Here is a 16,188-nt window from a genome sequence, read left to right on the forward strand (position 1 = left end):
GAATGAGCGGATGAGGTCTGGTGCCGCGCGAATCTCGGCGAGCTGCGCTTCGATTTTATCGAGCAACTTTTCGCCCTTGCGCAGTGGATTTCGGGCAACTCCGGTACGCTTCATATGGCTCCAGACCTCATCCGCTCATTCTTCAGAGCCCCAAGTGTCGACTATATTGCCAACTGGTGAGTAACTACATTGGACCTGGATTACCGTTCGGGGGCTTGCCAAGCTGCGGGTTGAGATCCGCGGCGCCCTGGCTGGGATCCTGGCCTTGTCTGCCCAAAACAACAGAACCGTCCGGGTTTGTCCGGACGGTTCTGTGTCTGTTCTTGAACAGCAAATCAAGTTGGTTGCGGGGGCCTGCAGCCGCGCTTGTCCTAACAGCCGGAACTGGCGGTTTTCCTCCCTTCCCGGCCGTCTCGAGAATAGCCATCAACTCGCCGCGTAGGCTGGCATGGACCTCACCGCGCTGTTCGCCCGGCGTGAGCACCACCTCGCCAATCAACGCCCGGATCGCCTCGGCGGCGTCCCGGTTGGTCTCTGGTTCATCGAGCGCCTCCGCCAGTTTGGCGACCTTGGCGCGGTAAAGGTTGGAGACATTCGGATGCATATCCGGCAGGTCGGCCGGAGTCTGCGCCATACGGGCTATAATCTCGGCGCGCTGGCGCTCCAACTCGTTCATGCGCACCTTCATCTCGGGCTGGTACATGCCGTCTTCGATTGCCGCCATGATGCCCGCAACAGCGCGGCCGATCTTCTCCAACGCTTTTTGATCGGCATGCGCCTGCGCGCGGCGCTCGTGGTTCAAACGGTTGCTCTCCTCGTGATACGCCCGGACCGCCGCTGCCACCGCATCCGGTGACGCCATGCGTTCCGTCAGGCCGGAGAGCACACGCTGTTCGATCACCCCGCGACGGATGGTACGGCCATTTTCACAGACTCCCCGCCGATGGTGGTTGAGGCAGCCATAGCGGTCCCGCAGGATCAGCCCGAACTTGCCCCCGCAGCAGCCGCAGGTAAGTAGCCCGGAAAGGAGCGACACAGGCCGGCGCGCCGCGTGCAGCCTCTTGGCCCGCGCCTCGCGGATGCCGGTGGTGGTCGATTCAAACAGTGTTGCGATCTCACTTTGGCGCGCCCTGGCGGCCTGCCAAAGCTCATCCGGGACGATGCGAAGTTCCGGCACTTCGGTCCTAATCCACTCCGATTCCGGGTTGGGCCGGGACACGCGATTGCCGGTCGAGGGGTCTTTCACAAAACGCTGGCGGTTCCAAACAAGCCTGCCAACGTACAACTCATTGTTGATAATGCCGGTGCCACGGCTGACATGGCCTCGGATACTGGTATCCCCCCAAGCCCGCCCGAGCGGACCGGGAATGCCCTCCCGGTTCAAATCGACGGCAATCGCCCTGGGACTTTTACCGGCAGCGAATTCGCCAAAAATACGCCGGATCGTTATGGCCTCACTCGCGACAATCTCACGCTCCCCGCGAAGCGGCTCGCCATTGCCATCCAATTTCTTCACCACCCGATAGCCAAAGCAGAGCCCGCCACCGGCCTTGCCCTTCTCCACCCGCCCGCGCAGGCCGCGATGCGTCTTGGCCGCGAGGTCCTTCAGAAACAGCGCGTTCATCGTGCCCTTAAGCCCGACGTGAAGTTCTGAGATTTCTCCCTCCGCCAAGGTGACGATGGTCACACCGGCAAAGCGCAGATGCTTGAACAGCGTTGCCACATCGGCCTGGTCACGGCTGATCCGGTCTAGAGCCTCGGCCAGCACCACCTCAAACCTCTTCTCCTGGGCATCGCGTAGGAGAGCCTGAATGCCTGGCCGCTGGATCAGGCTTGCGCCGGAGATGGCAGCATCATAGTAACTTCCCGCCATCTGCCAACACTCGCGCGCAACCCGCTCCCGGCAGATACGGAACTGATCTTCTATCGACGCCTCGCGCTGGTTGTCGGAGGAGTAACGGGCATAAAGCGCGACACGGGTCATGGGTTATCTCCTATCCATCTTCATCCTCTACGGGCCGCCTATTGTCATTGGCGGCCCCATATCGAAGCTTGGCAAATTCTTCCCGCGCCATCTGCCGGCCAAGCGCACGGGCAATCACCAGAACCAGTGCGTCGTCCCGCCGCTGCGTTTCGACGCCATCCCCGCTCGTCTCTACGCCGTTTTCATTCGCCGGGCGCAGGCGTTTGCGTTCCTCATCCTCCGCCATCCAAATGCTCCCTCGCCGAGGTCGATCGGGCAGAAAGCAACAAGGGGACAGCGCAGAAAAGTCAGAATATCAAAGCGCAGCATCATAGCGTAGAAAAACTTGCGCGCGGCAAAACCCAAAAAATCGAGCCGAGCGAAAAATGCGCAACCCTACTTCGTCACGCAACCTGCTTGGTTTTAGGCGACACCGCCAATCCCAAGAACACCAGCACGGCCTGATTAAGACGCAAAATATCCTCGTCGTCCAAACGCCCCACGCGTGCGCCAACCTTCGATTTCGGGACAGTCGTAATCTTGTCCACCATCAGGCGGCACACCGCGCGCAGGCCGTTGTGCTCATTCGGCTCCACGGCCAAGCGGAACAGAGGCGCTTCGGTCTCATCCGTGGTGAAGGCGCAGATGGTAATCGAGTCCGTCCCGTCAAAACTATCATCCTGAACGATCACAACAGGGCGCGGCTTGCCCGCATAATCCTTCCCCCCCGCAACGGTCCAGATATCTCCCCGCCTCATTCAACGCCCCAATCCGACACCGCGTCGATGAACGCCTGATCCTCATGCGCATGGGCGCTGGCGGCGACGGCAAGCGACTGGCGATGGGCCTCGGAGCGGAAAGCCGGCGCACGCACATCCGGCACCCAAATCTGGATGGGCCGCAGCCCCTGCCCGCGCAGCCGGTCGCGATGCTCCTGAACCTTCACGCGGGTGGACTTAGGTCGAGATGGCGAAGCCATGATGATCCCTCCAAGAGAGTTACATGTAACCTACTCCCGTTAGGGGCATTTGGCCAGACATTTTATCCAGGTCACGCTACTCGCCGCAGGATTTCTCCCGCTGCCCCCAGGCGACGGCGCATTTATCCCTGAACTGGTTTGTATTTTTGGCGGCAGCGCCGTCTTGGCACAATTTTGAGCGGCGCTAAAAACCAAATCAAACCAACCACATGCACCCCAGCCGACGGCGGTCCTTTTATCTGGCAATCGTTTCCTCCGCCTGATTTCTACCCCTGAGGCTCATTTTCTGCCCTGGCATTATGCGATCTTGCGGCCACAACCGCCCGAATAAAACTGGCAAATCCGCGCCGCCGATTTACTGCCCCAGCGCCAATTTTCCACAGCCGACGGCACATTCATCGTTGAATTGATTGACATTTTTCATGGCAGCGCCGTCTTGGCAGATTTCGAGCGGCGGTAAAAACCCTGTTAAACCAGCCACATGCGCCCCGTCCGACGGCGGTGTTTTTATCTTGCAATCGCTTTTTTCCGCGATTTTCAGCCCTGACGCCCATTTTCAGCCCGGGCGTTATGCGATTTCGCGGCTAAATCCATGGCAAGAAAGCCCGCACATGTGTGCTGCCGATTTGCTGTCGCTGCGCCCACTTTCTGCAATCAAGAGACGATGAGTGTGTGATGGGCAGGTTCGCCGAATGTCCACCTTGAGCATCATCCCCACCATCCAGATGACCGGTCGATGCCCAAGAAGATGACATATCATGAAAATTCAGTTGGTGATGGCGAGGCAGTTCTTTTGCACTTAGTCTTCCGCGGAGAATTACTCAGTTTCGGCTTATAGTTTGCGCGCGGGACACGACACGGTTAAAATTCGCGACCGTTTGATCAGTTAGTCTCCAAAGTTCAGCCGGCCGGTAAGTACGCCCGGCGCTCATCTTTCCGGTTCTCTCAACAAAACCCTGGCGCAAGACCTGGTCCCGGAAGGTGGTTTTTACCAGCGTCGCACCTGTGACCTGCTGATAGACATGTCTGAGATCATCGATCGTGAATTCCGGAGGCAGAAGGAATGCTGGCAGGGACGAGTAGGAAGATTTACTCCTCATGCGTGCTACCGCCATGGCCGCGATTTCATTATGGTCGAATGCCAGTTTAGGGATCTGGTCCACTGGGAAAAGGTCAGCGCGCAGCGCGGCGGGAATCTGATCGAGCTGCACGATGGCGATATAGGCGATCGTCACCGTCCAGCCCTCGTCGCGGTTCGGCCCGCCGAAACTATGCAGCTGTTCAAGATAGCGCACATCGATTCCAAGTTTTTCCCGCGCGACCCGGCGTGCCCCATCCATCGGCGAATGATCAACATCCAGATGCAAACGGCCACCAACCAGAGCACGCTTGCCGACCTCAAGATTCTTGGTGCGCACCGGAAGAAGCAGGTGCAGCGCCTGGTCCTTGAGGGCGAAAATGGCACAATCCACCATCACCAGTGGGACCGGATAGCCCTCGGCATCATGCGCGACCCGCTCGATCTTCAAAACTGCCCCCATTGCCCACCGACTGCGAAATATTTGGCAAAACCTACTTAGACGGCATTGACGTCTAAGTCTAGAAAGAGCATAACGGCCTTAGACGGATATTTGGTCTAAGGGGTGTTTCCATCATGGACACGGCTGAAGAGATCTTGGCGATACCGGCGAGCGAGCCTGAATGTCTGTTTCAGGCGCCAGATCAGGTTGCTATATTGTACCATAGGCTCGCTATGTTGTGGCATCCGGATAGAGCTGGAGGCCGGCGTGAGGTATTTGAGCATCTGGCGGCACTGAAGAAAGAGGCGGAGCTGCATATCCGGCAAGGCCGCTGGCAAGTGCCTGGGCTGCTGGAATTGGCAGGGCGGAAAATACGCTATTTCAAAACTTATCCCTTCGAGCTGGGCACGGTCTATCTGGGCAACAGTGTCATCGCCTATGTGGTTGAAAAGGATTTTGCTCCTCTGGCCCATCGGGCGGAGGTGGCCATCAAGGGCCTGACTTTCGCAAATGACAGGATGGCGGCCGAGATGCAGCCACGTCTGCCGCAGCTCAAGGCAGCCTTTGATACGGAACGGGGACAGCGTGTCCTGGTGCTGGGAAAGCCCGCCGGACTTATCCGGCTGAGCGACCTGATCGCGCATTTTGGTGGCAAGGTAGATCCACGGCATGTTGCCTGGGTGATGAGCGATCTTCTGAACGCGGTCTGCTATCTCGGCGCATACCGGCAGATCGCGCATATGGGTTTGTCGGCCGAGACCGTCTTCATCTCCCCGACGAAACATGTCGCGGCCATTCTCGGCGGATGGTTCTATACCGCCGCTCTGGATGAGCCTCTGGTTGCGATCCCTGAGCGGACCGACCAGCTTTTGCCCGCCGTCGCCCGGAACACCGAGCGCGCCATCGGCTCGATCGATCTGGAGCTGGTCCGGGGCATTGGCCGGGAAATGCTCGGCGATCTTTCTGGCACGCGCCTCGCGCACGATACCGGTATTCCAGCCCCCCTGCGCGACTGGCTGCGCCTGCCCAGCGGCATGAATGCCATCGAAGAATACAAAGCTTGGCCAGAAACTCTCGAAAACAGCTTCGGCTCCCGTCGCTTCACCGAACTGCCTGTCAAAGCAAGCGACCTGTATGGAAAGGATGCACAAAATGGGTAGCGGACGTTTTTCAACCACCGACTGGGACAGCTTCACCGCCAGGACCACTGCCGGCAAGACACGGGATGCGGTATTCTCCAGCCGCAGCCTGAAGGATAGCCTGGATCCGGCCAAGGCCAAGGGGCTTGTTCGCGAATCCCGCGACAGCGCCGACAACCCGAACTCCACCCCAATTATCCTCGGGCTGGACGTGACCGGTTCCATGGGAAAAATACCCGATTATATGGTGCGCGAGGGATTGCCGGCGTTCTTCACCAACATCTATGACCGCAAGCCGGTAGCCGATCCGCATGTCATGTTCATGGGCATTGGTGATGTCGTCTGCGACAGGGCGCCGCTCCAGGTCTCTCAGTTTGAGGCCGACATCCGTATCGCCGAGCAGCTGAAGGATCTGTTTCTGGAAGGCGGCGGTGGCGGGAACAACTGCGAGTCCTACACTTTGCCCTGGTATTTCGCCGCCATGCATACCTTGACCGATGCGCATGAGAAGCGCGGCAAAAAAGGGTATCTGTTCACGGTCGGCGATGAAGAGGTGCCCGCAGTTCTGAAGGCTCAGGAGGTCGAACGGGTGATCGGTGTCAGGCCGCAAATCGACTATACGGCGGAGCAGCTTCTGGACCTCGTGAGCCGCCAGTATCATGTTTTCCACGTCGTAGTGGAGCAGGGCTCGCATTATCGCAGCTATCCCGACCAAGTCCGCAACAGCTGGCAGAATATACTGGGCCAGCATGTGCTCATGCTCTCGGACTATACAAAGCTTTCGGAAGTCGTTGTCTCGGCGATTCAGATCGTCGAGGGTGTGCATGCGGCGGATGTGGCCGCCAGCTGGAGCGGCGATACGGCGCTGGTCGTGCAGAAGGCCACGAAGGGGCTCGTGCCTGTGACCAAGAGCACGGGGCTGCGCTGGTTCGGCGGCGGGAGATGAGCACAGCCTCTGCAATTATCGGCGCTGGCTGGGGAGACGAGGGCAAGGGGCTGATGACCGATGCCCTTGCCGGTGCCGAAAGTGTCGTCGTCCGGGCCAATGGCGGCTCCCAGGCCGGCCATACGGTCCAGCGCCCGGACGGCACACGCCATGTGTTCCACCATGTGGGCAGCGGCGCCTTTCGCGGCGCCGCGACCTTCCTCTCGCGGTTCTTCGTCCATAACCCGATGATGCTGCTGCGTGAGCTGTCCGAACTCGCTGAAATCGGCATCAGCCCCGTATTGTTTGCCGATCCGGACGGGCTAGTGACGACGCCCTGGGACATGATGATCAACCAGATCGCTGAGGAGGCGCGCAGCGGCGGCAGGCATGGCTCCTGCGGACTCGGGATCAATGAGACCATCAGGCGTAGTGAGCGGGAGGGGTTCGCGCTGCGGTTCCGGGATTTGGCTGACCAAGCCAAAGTGACAGAAATCGGAGCGCGGATCCTGCATGACTGGGTACCATCGAGGTTGGCGGCACTTGGTGTCCTGCCGGACAAAACCTGGCAGGCACGGCTTGCATCTCCTATTATTGCCGAACATTTCGCGCAGGATGTTGAAGATATGTGCCGCCTCGTGGCGGTGAATGACGGCGCAATCGCCGCAGCGGCTGCCCGTGCCGACAGGCTCATTTTCGAGGGCGCACAAGGATTATTGCTGGATCAGGATCATGCGTTCTTCCCACACGTCACCCCCTCGAAGACCGGCCTTGCCAACCCGTCCGTGCTTGCCGCGGAGTGGGGGGTGAAGGAGATCAGGGCGATCTATATGACGCGCGCTTATGCCACGCGGCATGGCGTAGGGCCGTTTCCACGCGAGGTGCGGGAAATGGCCTGCCCGGACGAAACGAATATACCAAATATGTGGCAGGGCACGCTGCGCTTCGGAGTGCTCGACCTCGATCTACTGGCAGAAACCATCCACGAGGATGAGGCACGGGCACCAGTGCGGATCGATAAATATTTAGCGATGACTTGCCTGGATCAGGTCAGCCATCAAGCGGTCTGGTGGCGAAAAAATATCAAGGAAATTGGCAGCGGCAACGAGCTGCTTGAGGCCGCGCATGATCATATGCGCTTGCAACTTGCAGGTATCAGCTACGGCCCATGCCGCGAGGATATCAGATTTTCCAAAGGCTTCTGTTCTAATCTAGCGCCTCTCACATCATCTTATGGATGATCAACTAATAACAGCGCCGCCCTGTCCCCCGTCTGTCAGACTAGGACGGTGAGTGAGTTATGACAAAAGTGGTTGCGGGGGGTAAGCATCCGGCGTGGGCCGCAGTGCGTCTATTCCGGCTTGGTTGATCGTCTGAGGAGGTCCGGGTTGGCCTTATGGATTTCGATTAGGCCCTGTAGCGTCTCGATCCCGTAGTCGGTGAAGGCCATGAGCTCCTCGTCACCGGGGCCGTAAACCCAGATCAGACCATCCTCCTGGTCCATTTCGTCGACAATGTCGCTCAGCCAGTCCACGTCCTCACCGAGCATCTCGGCGACGCGGGTGATGGTATAGACGTGGTGGACCTTGTTGACCGGCGCCATGGTCAGGCCGCGACGTCGGCAACCGTGGATGCCGCCGGCGTCCAATTCCAGGGTAATAGCTCATCAAGGCGATGCGCGGGGTGGGCGGCGATCCGGGCCAGGATGTCCGCCAGCCAAGCCTGCGGGTCGACGCCGTTCATCTTGGCCGTGACGATAAGACTGTACATGGCGGCGGCACGCTGCCCGCCCCGGTCTGAGCCGCAGAACATCCATGATTTTCGGCCCAATGCGATGCCGCGCAACGCCCGCTCGGCGGCGTTGTTCGAGAGGCACACGCGGCCATCATCGAGGAACAGGGTGAAGGCGTCCCAACGCTTGAGGATATAATCAATGGCCTTGGCGAGGTCATGGCCACGGCTGAGTTTGGCGCGCTGCTCGCGCATGTAGAGCAGCAACTCGTTGGTAAGCGGCTTGCTTAGAGATTGGCGAACAGCCCTACGCTCATCAGGCATTTTACCGTTGATTGTCCGCTCAATCTCGAACAGCGCATCGATGCGGCGCACGATCTCGAGCGCAATGGGCGAGAGCGGGATTTCCTTTTTGCCGGCGGCCTTTCGCCGCGCGTTTTCATCGAGATCGGCCATGGCGAAGAATGGACGCCTGGCATGAACCCAGCATCCCGCCTCGATGATGCGTCCGGGACTTCGGTCCGGCGCATAGAGCTGGCGATACCCGTCAAAAGCGTCGGCCTGGAAGATCCCGCTATATCCAGCCAGATGGCGCTGGGGGTGCTCGCCCTTGCGGTCGCGGGAGTAATAAAACATCGCTGCCGGCGGTGCCGCGCCCCCGAAGGGCCGGTCATCGCGCACATAGACCCAACATCGGCCAGTGTCGGTCTTGCCCTTGGCCAGAACCGGCACGGTGGTGTCGTCGCCATGCAGGCGCTCAGCGGCCAGGACATGGGTCTCAAGCAGCCGGCTCAATGGTGCCAGCGCCGCGCACGCCGCCCCCACGGCGTCGGCCATGGTCGAGAGGCTGATCGACACGCCCTCGCGCGCGTAGCGCTCCGCTTGGCGGTTCAGGGGCTGATGCTGGCCGAATTTCTCAAACAGGATCATCGCCAGCAGGCTTGGCCCAGCCCAGCCTCGCGGGATCACATGGAAGGGGGCCGGTGACTGGCTGATCTTCTCGCAATCCCGGCAGGTGAATTTCTCCCGCACGGTCTCGATCACCTTCCATTGGCGGGGGATCGATTCCAGGGTTTTAGTGACATCCTCGCCCATCTTGCGCAGCCGCGTACCGCCGCAACAGGTGCAAGACGCGGGCGGGGCGATGACAACGCGCTCGCGCGGGAGATGTTCGGGGAAGCTGTTGCGCTCAGGGCGCTGGCGGGTAAACCCCGCGACCGACGTGACCTTGGCGACGGCGATCTCGGCAGCCAATTCATCTTCAGTGGCGGTCGCCTCCAGCTCCTCGAACTGCAGCGCCATCTGCTCGATCAGCAACGACGACCGCTCTGACCGCGGGCCGTATATCTGGCGCTCAAGCTTGGCGATCCGCAGCTTTTGATGCGCGATCAAGGCCAGATCCTCGGACGCCTTGGCGCGCGCTACCGCGAGCTCTGCGGCCACCTCCTGCATCTTGCTGCGCTCGGCCAGAAGCGTCGCCTTCAGCGCAGCAATGTCGTCCGGCAGAGCGGCAAGATCGGCGTCCATGACCAGGATAGAATCATAAATCCTGGCCGTTGGCTTCTATAAAATCGCCCCGCGCAACATTATCCGGCACTCGCCGGGCGCCAGCTATGGCGCGGGTTCCGCCAATCGATTCCGTCGAGCATATAGCCCAGCTGCGCGGCGGAAATGGCCAGCACCCCGTCGTTCGGTGAGGGCCAGGTGAAGCGCCCCTTCTCCAGCCGCTTGGCATAAAGCGACATGCCGATGCCGTCATGCCAAAGGATTTTTATCAGATCGCCACGGGCGCCTTTGAAAACATAAAGGTCGCCCGCATGCGGGTCCCGGCCAAGCGATTGCTGGACCTGCAACGCCAGACCGTTCATGCCGCGCCGCATATCCGTCCGCCCCACCGCCAGCCATACGCGCACACTCGGCGGAAAGGCGATCATCGCCGTTCCAACGCATCCAGCACAACGCGCAGCGCCGCCACTTGGATGTTGCCGCCGATCCGCACGCGATAGCCGCGCGGCAGCTCAATCTCTATGATGTCGGCCGGGGGCACTGGCGGGGGCGAAGGCGAGAGTGCCGCAGGCTGCTCTGGCGTCACAACCACCGGCAAAAGCTGCGGTGCCGCCGGGGCCGGTGGCTCAGCATAGAGCTTGCGCCAGGTGAAAACCTGGTTGGTGTTCACATCATATTGCCGCGCAACCATCGACACCGACGCGCCAGGCACCGCGCACGCCGCCACAATCTCGCGCTTCAGCGCCTCAGGCCACACTTTGTGCCGCCGCTTCGCCCGCAAACTTATGTCCATTATCTCGGTTGTGGACACTTTCCACCCCAACAAGTTACGATGCCAGGATCCTCACCCAAATGTCGAAATCCCAGAAGGTGGCCGCTATCGGAGGGATACTGCGGGGGCACGAAACCACCGAGAGTTAACTGTTTTAAGAGCACGCTGTTGAGGTGCCGGTCGAAAACCTGGCAAGCTCTCTAATGACCTCACTGGGCAGGTGCCAAACTCCCATTCATGGTCATGAAGCATGATAACAATAGCGGTCCAATTGTCGGCGGAAAGGTCAGCCGGCTTCCGTCCCAGAGAAATTCCACTGCCGGGCAGAACGTGCCGGACACGTAACCCGAACGTGCCAACCAGGCGAACGAGAGCATCGGCTTCCGGCCCGCGGCCAAACAGGAGTATCTGCAAGGAGGCAAGTAGCGCCTGTGCTCAAGCATGTTAGGCCCCTGCACAGGCAGAGACAACGCCGAGGGTTTTCGCGTATCCAGCGCGGCGACCGCTCTTGCAAGCTCGTTGCGGTTTGGCTGGGGGTCAACCAGGATATCGATGCCGGAGCCACAGGGGAGACGGAAATCGAGATAACGTGATCCCCGGCCAAAGCGCAACACCGGCCGCTCGCCTAACTTACCGGCGTTGGCCGCATGATGTGCCAGCTCCTTCTCCAAGCAGCCATCGGCCAAACTGCCCACCATTTTATTGTTTGGACCAATAGCCCGTTGGGCGCCAAGCCTACGCGAAAAACGGCCTTCGATACCGACTATGGTGCAAAGGGCGGCATCTGAAACCGCAGCAAAACGGAGCGCCGCATGACCTTCATCCCACGATTGTACTTCAAACGTAAGATATGCAATGTTTAGCATGTATCCTGCCTTATCAATCGTCTGGTGAGGCGCTCCGTTTTTGCGGTCCGCCTTGAGAGTTAGGGAACCTCTGCGTAGCGTGACCGGATTGCGTTGATTATAACGAGTTAAATTTGAACACGGCGTCGCAGAAGTCTCTGCTCACGTTGGTTGTTGTCAATTCAAAATCATCAAGGCAGCGTTTTATTGTCTGCCCCAGGTCGCGCACAGATAGTCGGCGATGCCGGTGATCTGTTGACTAGTAAGAAGATGGCCGAAGCCGGGCATCGCCTGCATATACTCGCCGTTGGGGAAGTCGTGCTCCGGCAGCCCCTGTGTGAGCACGAGCACCAGGTTGTGTGCGCTCGGCAGCCGCACGGTGGCGTCCGTCCGCATCGCGGGGGCGACGTGCGGCACGCCCTCTCCATTGACGCCGTGGCACCCGGCGCAGACGGCGATGTAGCTTGTTCTTCCAGCCGCCGTGTCCCCAGTCGCGCCGGTCATGATCACGGCGGTCGACGCTGGGGCGTCGGCCATGAGGTAGGACGCCATGTCGGTGGCGTCTGCCGATGTGAGGTAGCGCGTGGAATGCTCAACCACCTCGTACATCGAGAAGGTCATCACGCCTTGCGGCCCGAGCCCGGCGCGCATGAATTGTGCGAGTGCGGTGGGATCGAAGCCGAGCCGGGCGAGGCCGGGCGCTGTGATATTGGGCGCGTCGATAGTCTCGACCATGGCGCCCTGCAGGTAACGGCTTGGGATCATGCCCATGGTGATGTCACGCGGCGTGTGGCATTCGCCGCAATGCCCGAGGGCATCGACCAAGTATCGGCCATGGTTCCACGCCGGCGTTCGCGCACTATTGGTGACAAAGCCGTGATCCGGCAGGTTGATCAGATTCCAGAAGGTCATGGTCTGTCGGATATAGGGCAGGGGAAAGCTGTCGGTATGCGTCGGCTGATGTATCGGTTGCCGCGCCATCAGATAGGCGTAGATGGCATCGACGTCGCCTTCGGAGAGCTGCCGATAGGATACGTAGGGCATGGCCGGGAACAGATGCACACCGCCGCGGCCGATGCCATCCCGAACTGCATACTGGAAATCGGCCCGGGTCCATTTGCCGATGCCGGTTTGCGGGTCGGGCGAGATATTGGTCGCATACAGCGTGCCGAACGGTAGAGGAAAGGCAAGACCGCCCGCATACGGCGCGCCACCGGGCGCCGTATGGCAGGCGGCACAATCGGCCGCCTGGGTTAAATAGCGCCCACGCGGCACCAACGCCGCCATCTCGGCCGAGGTCAGCGGTTGGTCGACGGCAGATGTGACCACACTATGCTCGAAAGCACCGGACAGGATCGCGAGTGCGCCGGCAATGCCGATGACGCAGATCACCACGAAGGCGATGAGCATGCGCTTCATGCCAAGGGAGACCGGCCTCATCTCAATCGCTCACCAGGCCGGGGGTGTTCAGGATCAATGCCTGTACCGCTTGATAATAGCGCACGTAGCCAGTGCAGCGGCAAATATGTGGCGCCAGGGTCGTCTCGATCATCGTTTGCAGATCGGCACGCGGAACGGGCGATTTACGCAAACGCTCGATGAGGACAGTCGTGCCGGTGACGAAACCCGGCGTGCAATAGCCACACTGAAAGGCGAAATGCTCGATGAAGGCCTGCTGCACATTCGTCAGCTGCACGACGTTCCCGGCGGCATCGCGTTCGGCATGGCCTTCGATGGTGCGCACGCTCTTTCCCGCGAAGAAATGCGCGCCAGTGATGCAGGTTCGTATTTCAACCGCGCCCTGGACTGGATCGTCGAGGATGATCGCGCAAGCGTAGCAGATACCTTGGCCACAGCCGAAGCGAGAGCCGGTGAGGTTCAGATATTCGTGCAGGAAGTCGATCATCATCAGGTCGTCGGGCACCTCGATGGGACCAACCACCTTACCATTGACCGTCATCGACAGCGGCCTCAGGTCAAGTGTCATGACAGCGCCTCAAGGATCTGATCGGCGGTAATGGGCGTGTGGTAGAAGCGCTTGCCGATCGCATGGGCCACGGCATTCGCAATGGCCGGCACGACGGGGATCATGGCGACCTCGGCCATGCCCTTTGGCGGATCGGTCTCGGAAAGCGGCGGCAGGACGGTGGCACTCTGTGTCCAGACGGCGACATCACCTGCATGGGGCAGGCGGTAGCGATTCCAGTTCCAGGTGCCGTTGCCGGGGCCGTCTTCGTAAAGCGGGAGCTCCTCATGCAGCGCGTGGCCAATACCCATGGCGAGGCCGCCCTGGATTTGGCCTGAGACCAGCTCCGGCACGATTTGGTTGCCGCATTCCAGAACCGAGTGATGGGACAGAAGATCCACCTTGCCGGTCGCGGTATCAATCGATAGCTCGACGATTGTCGCCATGCCGGAATAATAAGTGACGCCGGCATTCATCCGTGCGATGGGTGGGTAGAATACGGCCTGCCGCTCTAGGAACTGAAATCCGCCCGCCGTCATCAGCGCCTTGCGGTCGGCCGGTGCGCCATCGCCGTAGCGGATCGCCAGCCCATCCACGGGCAGACGCAGGCTGCCCACCTCCGGCACATCGAAGACCGCCTCCGCCCATTGCCAACGGTTGAAGCTATGCACGCTGACGCCGGTAATCAGCCCGAGCGCATGCGCCGCCGCTGCAAGCCGCGCGAAACTCAGTGGTTCCAGGCCGCCAGCGGTCAGCTGCCCCGCCACGAAGCGTGCCTGCGTGACATCGACCGCGAGCGGGCTAAGCTGGCCGCCGCCGGGACCCTGCGACCAGATTGAGACGGCGGCCGGCCACAGGCAGAGCCGCAGCAAGGCGCGTGCGGCCTCGCGCGTCGCGTGGCCGACGAAGAAGGCGCTGTTGGAGGAACTCATCGAGGCCAGGTAGCCGGGCGTCCAGCGCGGGTCTTGTGACAGCGTGTCCTGCTGTTCCTGCGTATTCGCCGCCAGCGCATCCGAGAGCGGCATCTCGGGCCAGTCCACGACGCCGAAGGTGAAGGCATCCGGCACTTTACCCAGAATCTCGGCCACGATCATGGCTTGGGATGTCGTCATACCCGTGCCCATATCGTTGCCGTTCTGGCGCATGCTGATTGTGCCGGAGGGGTGGAGCATCAGCGTGGTGATCGCGCACTCAGCGCCGTCGCCGAAATCCTTGTGAACCTGGGCGAACCCGACACCGTAGCGTTTCCCGGGGTTGGCGACCTCGTAGGCCGCTTTCCGCGAGACGCGATCGCGCCACAGGGGGTGGGTCTCCATCTGGGCGAGGATCTCGTCGTCGCGCAACGCCCCAGCAGCCACGGCGCCTTGGGAATTCTTCATGCCGGTGCGGAGCACGTTCTTGAGGCGGAGCGAGATCGGGTCAATGCCTAATAGCTCGGCCGCTTCGTCGACCATCATCTCGACCGCCATCATTGTTTGCAGCGTGCCGTAACCGCGTGTCGAACCGGCATCGACGGCGCGAGACGCGCAGGCTTCTACTGAGAAATCGCTTTTCGGCAGATAGTAGATGCCTTGGGCGGCAGTCGCGCCGACAAATCCCACCTCGGGCGAGAAGTTCCGCCGGCCGCCGCCATCGCAGTGAAAAACGCCCTTAATGATCTGGAAAGCCTGCGTCGGCCGGTCCACGACTAAGGTATTATCCATCCAGAAGGCGTGGCGCTTCATCCCCATCTGGAACTGTTCGAATCGGTCATTAGCGAGCCGGACGGGCCGGCCCTCTCCGTAGAGGCCGGCTATCATGCAGTAGTAGGGAAAGATCGAGTGATCCTTGGTGCCGTAGCCAACCGTATAACCAATCGTCAAATCGATGTTGGAGAGGGCGAATTGCGCGGCCGCGACCATGCCGGCGGTGGCTGTCGCCACTTCATAGGGTGATTGCGTCGCAATCATCGCATGCAAGGTGCCAGTGGCAGCCTCATACCAAACCAGTCCATTATCAGGCTCCATCGCCGAGGCATCGACGGACTGGGAGCGGTAGCTGCGCCGCAGGACCAGTGACGTGCTGCCGGCCTCGGCGATGGCCGCCGCGATCATATCCGCGGCTGCCATGGCCTGTTCTCCGGGATCGCCTTGAGCATCGGAAGAAGGCCAGACCACGCCCTCGGCGTTGAAGCCGCCGGAGACGATTGTGCCTGTCAGTGGTGCATAGACGTCAGGATCGGCGGGGGTTGCGCCGCCGATACGCACGATGCGGCTGGCACCGTAGTTCGGTGGCGGATCGTAGCCCGTTACGGCACCCCAGCGGGTGACGCCGTCAGCGAAGCGCAGGCGCCTGCGGGCGGCGGCATAACGCGGAAAATCATGGTAGATCAGGAGTGCCACGGGTTGGCCAAGCATCCGTGGTGTGCGACCCTTTGGCACGAGAAGCATGTCACCATAAAAGCCTGGCGCCACCACGACGGAGCCGCCCGGCGGTGCCAAACCGTCTTTCACCAGATCATCACCCAGCACCACGCGATCCGGCTGAAACGTCGATCCAAGCAGAGAGAGGTCGAGGCTTTCGAAGGCCGCGTCGGCGCGGGTTGCGGGGATCAGCAGTGCGTGGCTTTGGGTGCCGGGCCAGCCCGGCATGTCCCGCGCCCGAAAATCCCGCGTGAAGGTCTTATCACCGGTGACTTTGGCGACGGCCTCCATGCGGAAGCGCGGTCTGCCGCTAGGGCCGATCCAGGGCGGGTTCGTGTCATGCGGGTTGTCGATCAGTGTTGCCTGCGCCGCCTTCGGCAGGAAGTCGATCCGAATGGCGATGCCCGCGGCCACGCTGCCTGCGAGAAAGCAACGACGCG

Annotated in this window: 15 protein-coding genes and 1 pseudogene; 3 read left to right on the top strand and 13 right to left on the bottom strand. The window is 60.8% G+C overall.

What is annotated here, in order from left to right; translation table 11 throughout:
* Positions 1-184 precede the first annotated feature (184 nt).
* The 5 genes from ACLPJJ_RS00605 to ACLPJJ_RS00625 form a co-directional block, all read right to left on the bottom strand.
* Positions 185-1,984: a recombinase family protein gene (locus ACLPJJ_RS00605; RefSeq protein ID WP_443588728.1), complete on the bottom strand. Its 1,800-nt coding sequence runs from the start codon at positions 1,982-1,984 to the stop codon at positions 185-187.
* 10 nt (positions 1,985-1,994) lie between these two features.
* Positions 1,995-2,210 (bottom strand): hypothetical protein, encoded by a 216-nt coding sequence (locus ACLPJJ_RS00610; protein WP_443588729.1) that lies wholly within the window; start codon positions 2,208-2,210, stop codon positions 1,995-1,997.
* A 157-nt stretch (positions 2,211-2,367) separates the two neighbouring features.
* The gene (locus tag ACLPJJ_RS00615; protein WP_443588730.1) at positions 2,368-2,721 is read right to left on the bottom strand and encodes a type II toxin-antitoxin system PemK/MazF family toxin; all 354 of its coding nucleotides are present in this window, start codon (positions 2,719-2,721) and stop codon (positions 2,368-2,370) included.
* The gene (locus ACLPJJ_RS00620) at positions 2,718-2,942 is read right to left on the bottom strand and encodes an antitoxin MazE family protein (RefSeq protein ID WP_443588731.1); all 225 of its coding nucleotides are present in this window, start codon (positions 2,940-2,942) and stop codon (positions 2,718-2,720) included. The genes ACLPJJ_RS00615 and ACLPJJ_RS00620 overlap by 4 nt, the downstream gene beginning before the upstream one ends.
* 821 nt (positions 2,943-3,763) lie before the next feature.
* Positions 3,764-4,471 carry an NUDIX hydrolase gene (locus tag ACLPJJ_RS00625; protein WP_443588733.1) on the bottom strand — a complete coding sequence of 236 codons (708 nt, stop codon included), beginning with the start codon at positions 4,469-4,471 and terminating at the stop codon, positions 3,764-3,766.
* A gap of 125 nt (positions 4,472-4,596) precedes the next feature.
* On the opposite strand from ACLPJJ_RS00625, the gene ACLPJJ_RS00630 reads away from it, so the two are divergent.
* From ACLPJJ_RS00630 to ACLPJJ_RS00640, 3 genes are read left to right on the top strand one after another with little or no spacing between them, the layout of a single operon-like run.
* Positions 4,597-5,622, top strand: a complete 1,026-nt coding sequence (locus ACLPJJ_RS00630; RefSeq protein WP_443588734.1) for a hypothetical protein — start codon at positions 4,597-4,599, stop codon at positions 5,620-5,622.
* Positions 5,615-6,547 carry a hypothetical protein gene (locus ACLPJJ_RS00635; RefSeq protein WP_443588735.1) on the top strand — a complete coding sequence of 311 codons (933 nt, stop codon included), beginning with the start codon at positions 5,615-5,617 and terminating at the stop codon, positions 6,545-6,547. The genes ACLPJJ_RS00630 and ACLPJJ_RS00635 overlap by 8 nt, the downstream gene beginning before the upstream one ends.
* The gene (locus ACLPJJ_RS00640) at positions 6,544-7,767 is read left to right on the top strand and encodes an adenylosuccinate synthetase (RefSeq protein ID WP_443588736.1); all 1,224 of its coding nucleotides are present in this window, start codon (positions 6,544-6,546) and stop codon (positions 7,765-7,767) included. Before ACLPJJ_RS00635 ends, ACLPJJ_RS00640 begins: the two co-directional genes overlap by 4 nt.
* A 110-nt stretch (positions 7,768-7,877) precedes the next feature.
* Here ACLPJJ_RS00640 and ACLPJJ_RS00645 read toward each other — a convergent pair whose 3' ends face one another.
* From ACLPJJ_RS00645 to ACLPJJ_RS00680, 8 genes and pseudogenes are all read right to left on the bottom strand, one after another.
* Complete coding sequence (locus ACLPJJ_RS00645) at positions 7,878-8,129, bottom strand: hypothetical protein (RefSeq protein ID WP_443588737.1); 252 nt, start codon at positions 8,127-8,129, stop codon at positions 7,878-7,880.
* Positions 8,130-8,131: 2 nt separating this feature from the next.
* Positions 8,132-9,784 (bottom strand): IS66 family transposase, encoded by a 1,653-nt coding sequence (tnpC, locus tag ACLPJJ_RS00650; RefSeq protein WP_443588739.1) that lies wholly within the window; start codon positions 9,782-9,784, stop codon positions 8,132-8,134.
* Between the two features lie 59 nt (positions 9,785-9,843).
* The gene (gene tnpB / locus ACLPJJ_RS00655) at positions 9,844-10,191 is read right to left on the bottom strand and encodes an IS66 family insertion sequence element accessory protein TnpB (RefSeq protein WP_443588741.1); all 348 of its coding nucleotides are present in this window, start codon (positions 10,189-10,191) and stop codon (positions 9,844-9,846) included.
* A pseudogene (gene tnpA / locus ACLPJJ_RS00660) lies at positions 10,188-10,472 on the bottom strand (IS66-like element accessory protein TnpA); the annotation flags it as partial. The pseudogene tnpA and the gene tnpB, both read right to left, overlap by 4 nt.
* Positions 10,473-10,744: 272 nt before the next feature.
* Positions 10,745-11,401 carry an XdhC family protein gene (locus tag ACLPJJ_RS00665; RefSeq protein ID WP_443588742.1) on the bottom strand — a complete coding sequence of 219 codons (657 nt, stop codon included), beginning with the start codon at positions 11,399-11,401 and terminating at the stop codon, positions 10,745-10,747.
* A 183-nt stretch (positions 11,402-11,584) separates the two neighbouring features.
* A complete protein-coding gene (locus tag ACLPJJ_RS00670; RefSeq protein WP_443588744.1) occupies positions 11,585-12,799 on the bottom strand; it encodes a c-type cytochrome in 1,215 nt (404 codons plus the stop codon).
* A gap of 22 nt (positions 12,800-12,821) precedes the next feature.
* Positions 12,822-13,367, bottom strand: coding sequence for a (2Fe-2S)-binding protein (locus tag ACLPJJ_RS00675; RefSeq protein WP_443588745.1), 546 nt, complete (start codon positions 13,365-13,367; stop codon positions 12,822-12,824).
* A complete protein-coding gene (locus tag ACLPJJ_RS00680; RefSeq protein ID WP_443588746.1) occupies positions 13,364-16,162 on the bottom strand; it encodes a xanthine dehydrogenase family protein molybdopterin-binding subunit in 2,799 nt (932 codons plus the stop codon). The genes ACLPJJ_RS00675 and ACLPJJ_RS00680 overlap by 4 nt, the downstream gene beginning before the upstream one ends.
* Positions 16,163-16,188: the final 26 nt, after the last annotated feature.

The sequence above is a fragment of the Acidocella sp. genome (genome assembly GCF_052326845.1).
In the GTDB taxonomy this organism is placed as follows: Bacteria; Pseudomonadota; Alphaproteobacteria; order Acetobacterales; family Acetobacteraceae; genus Acidocella.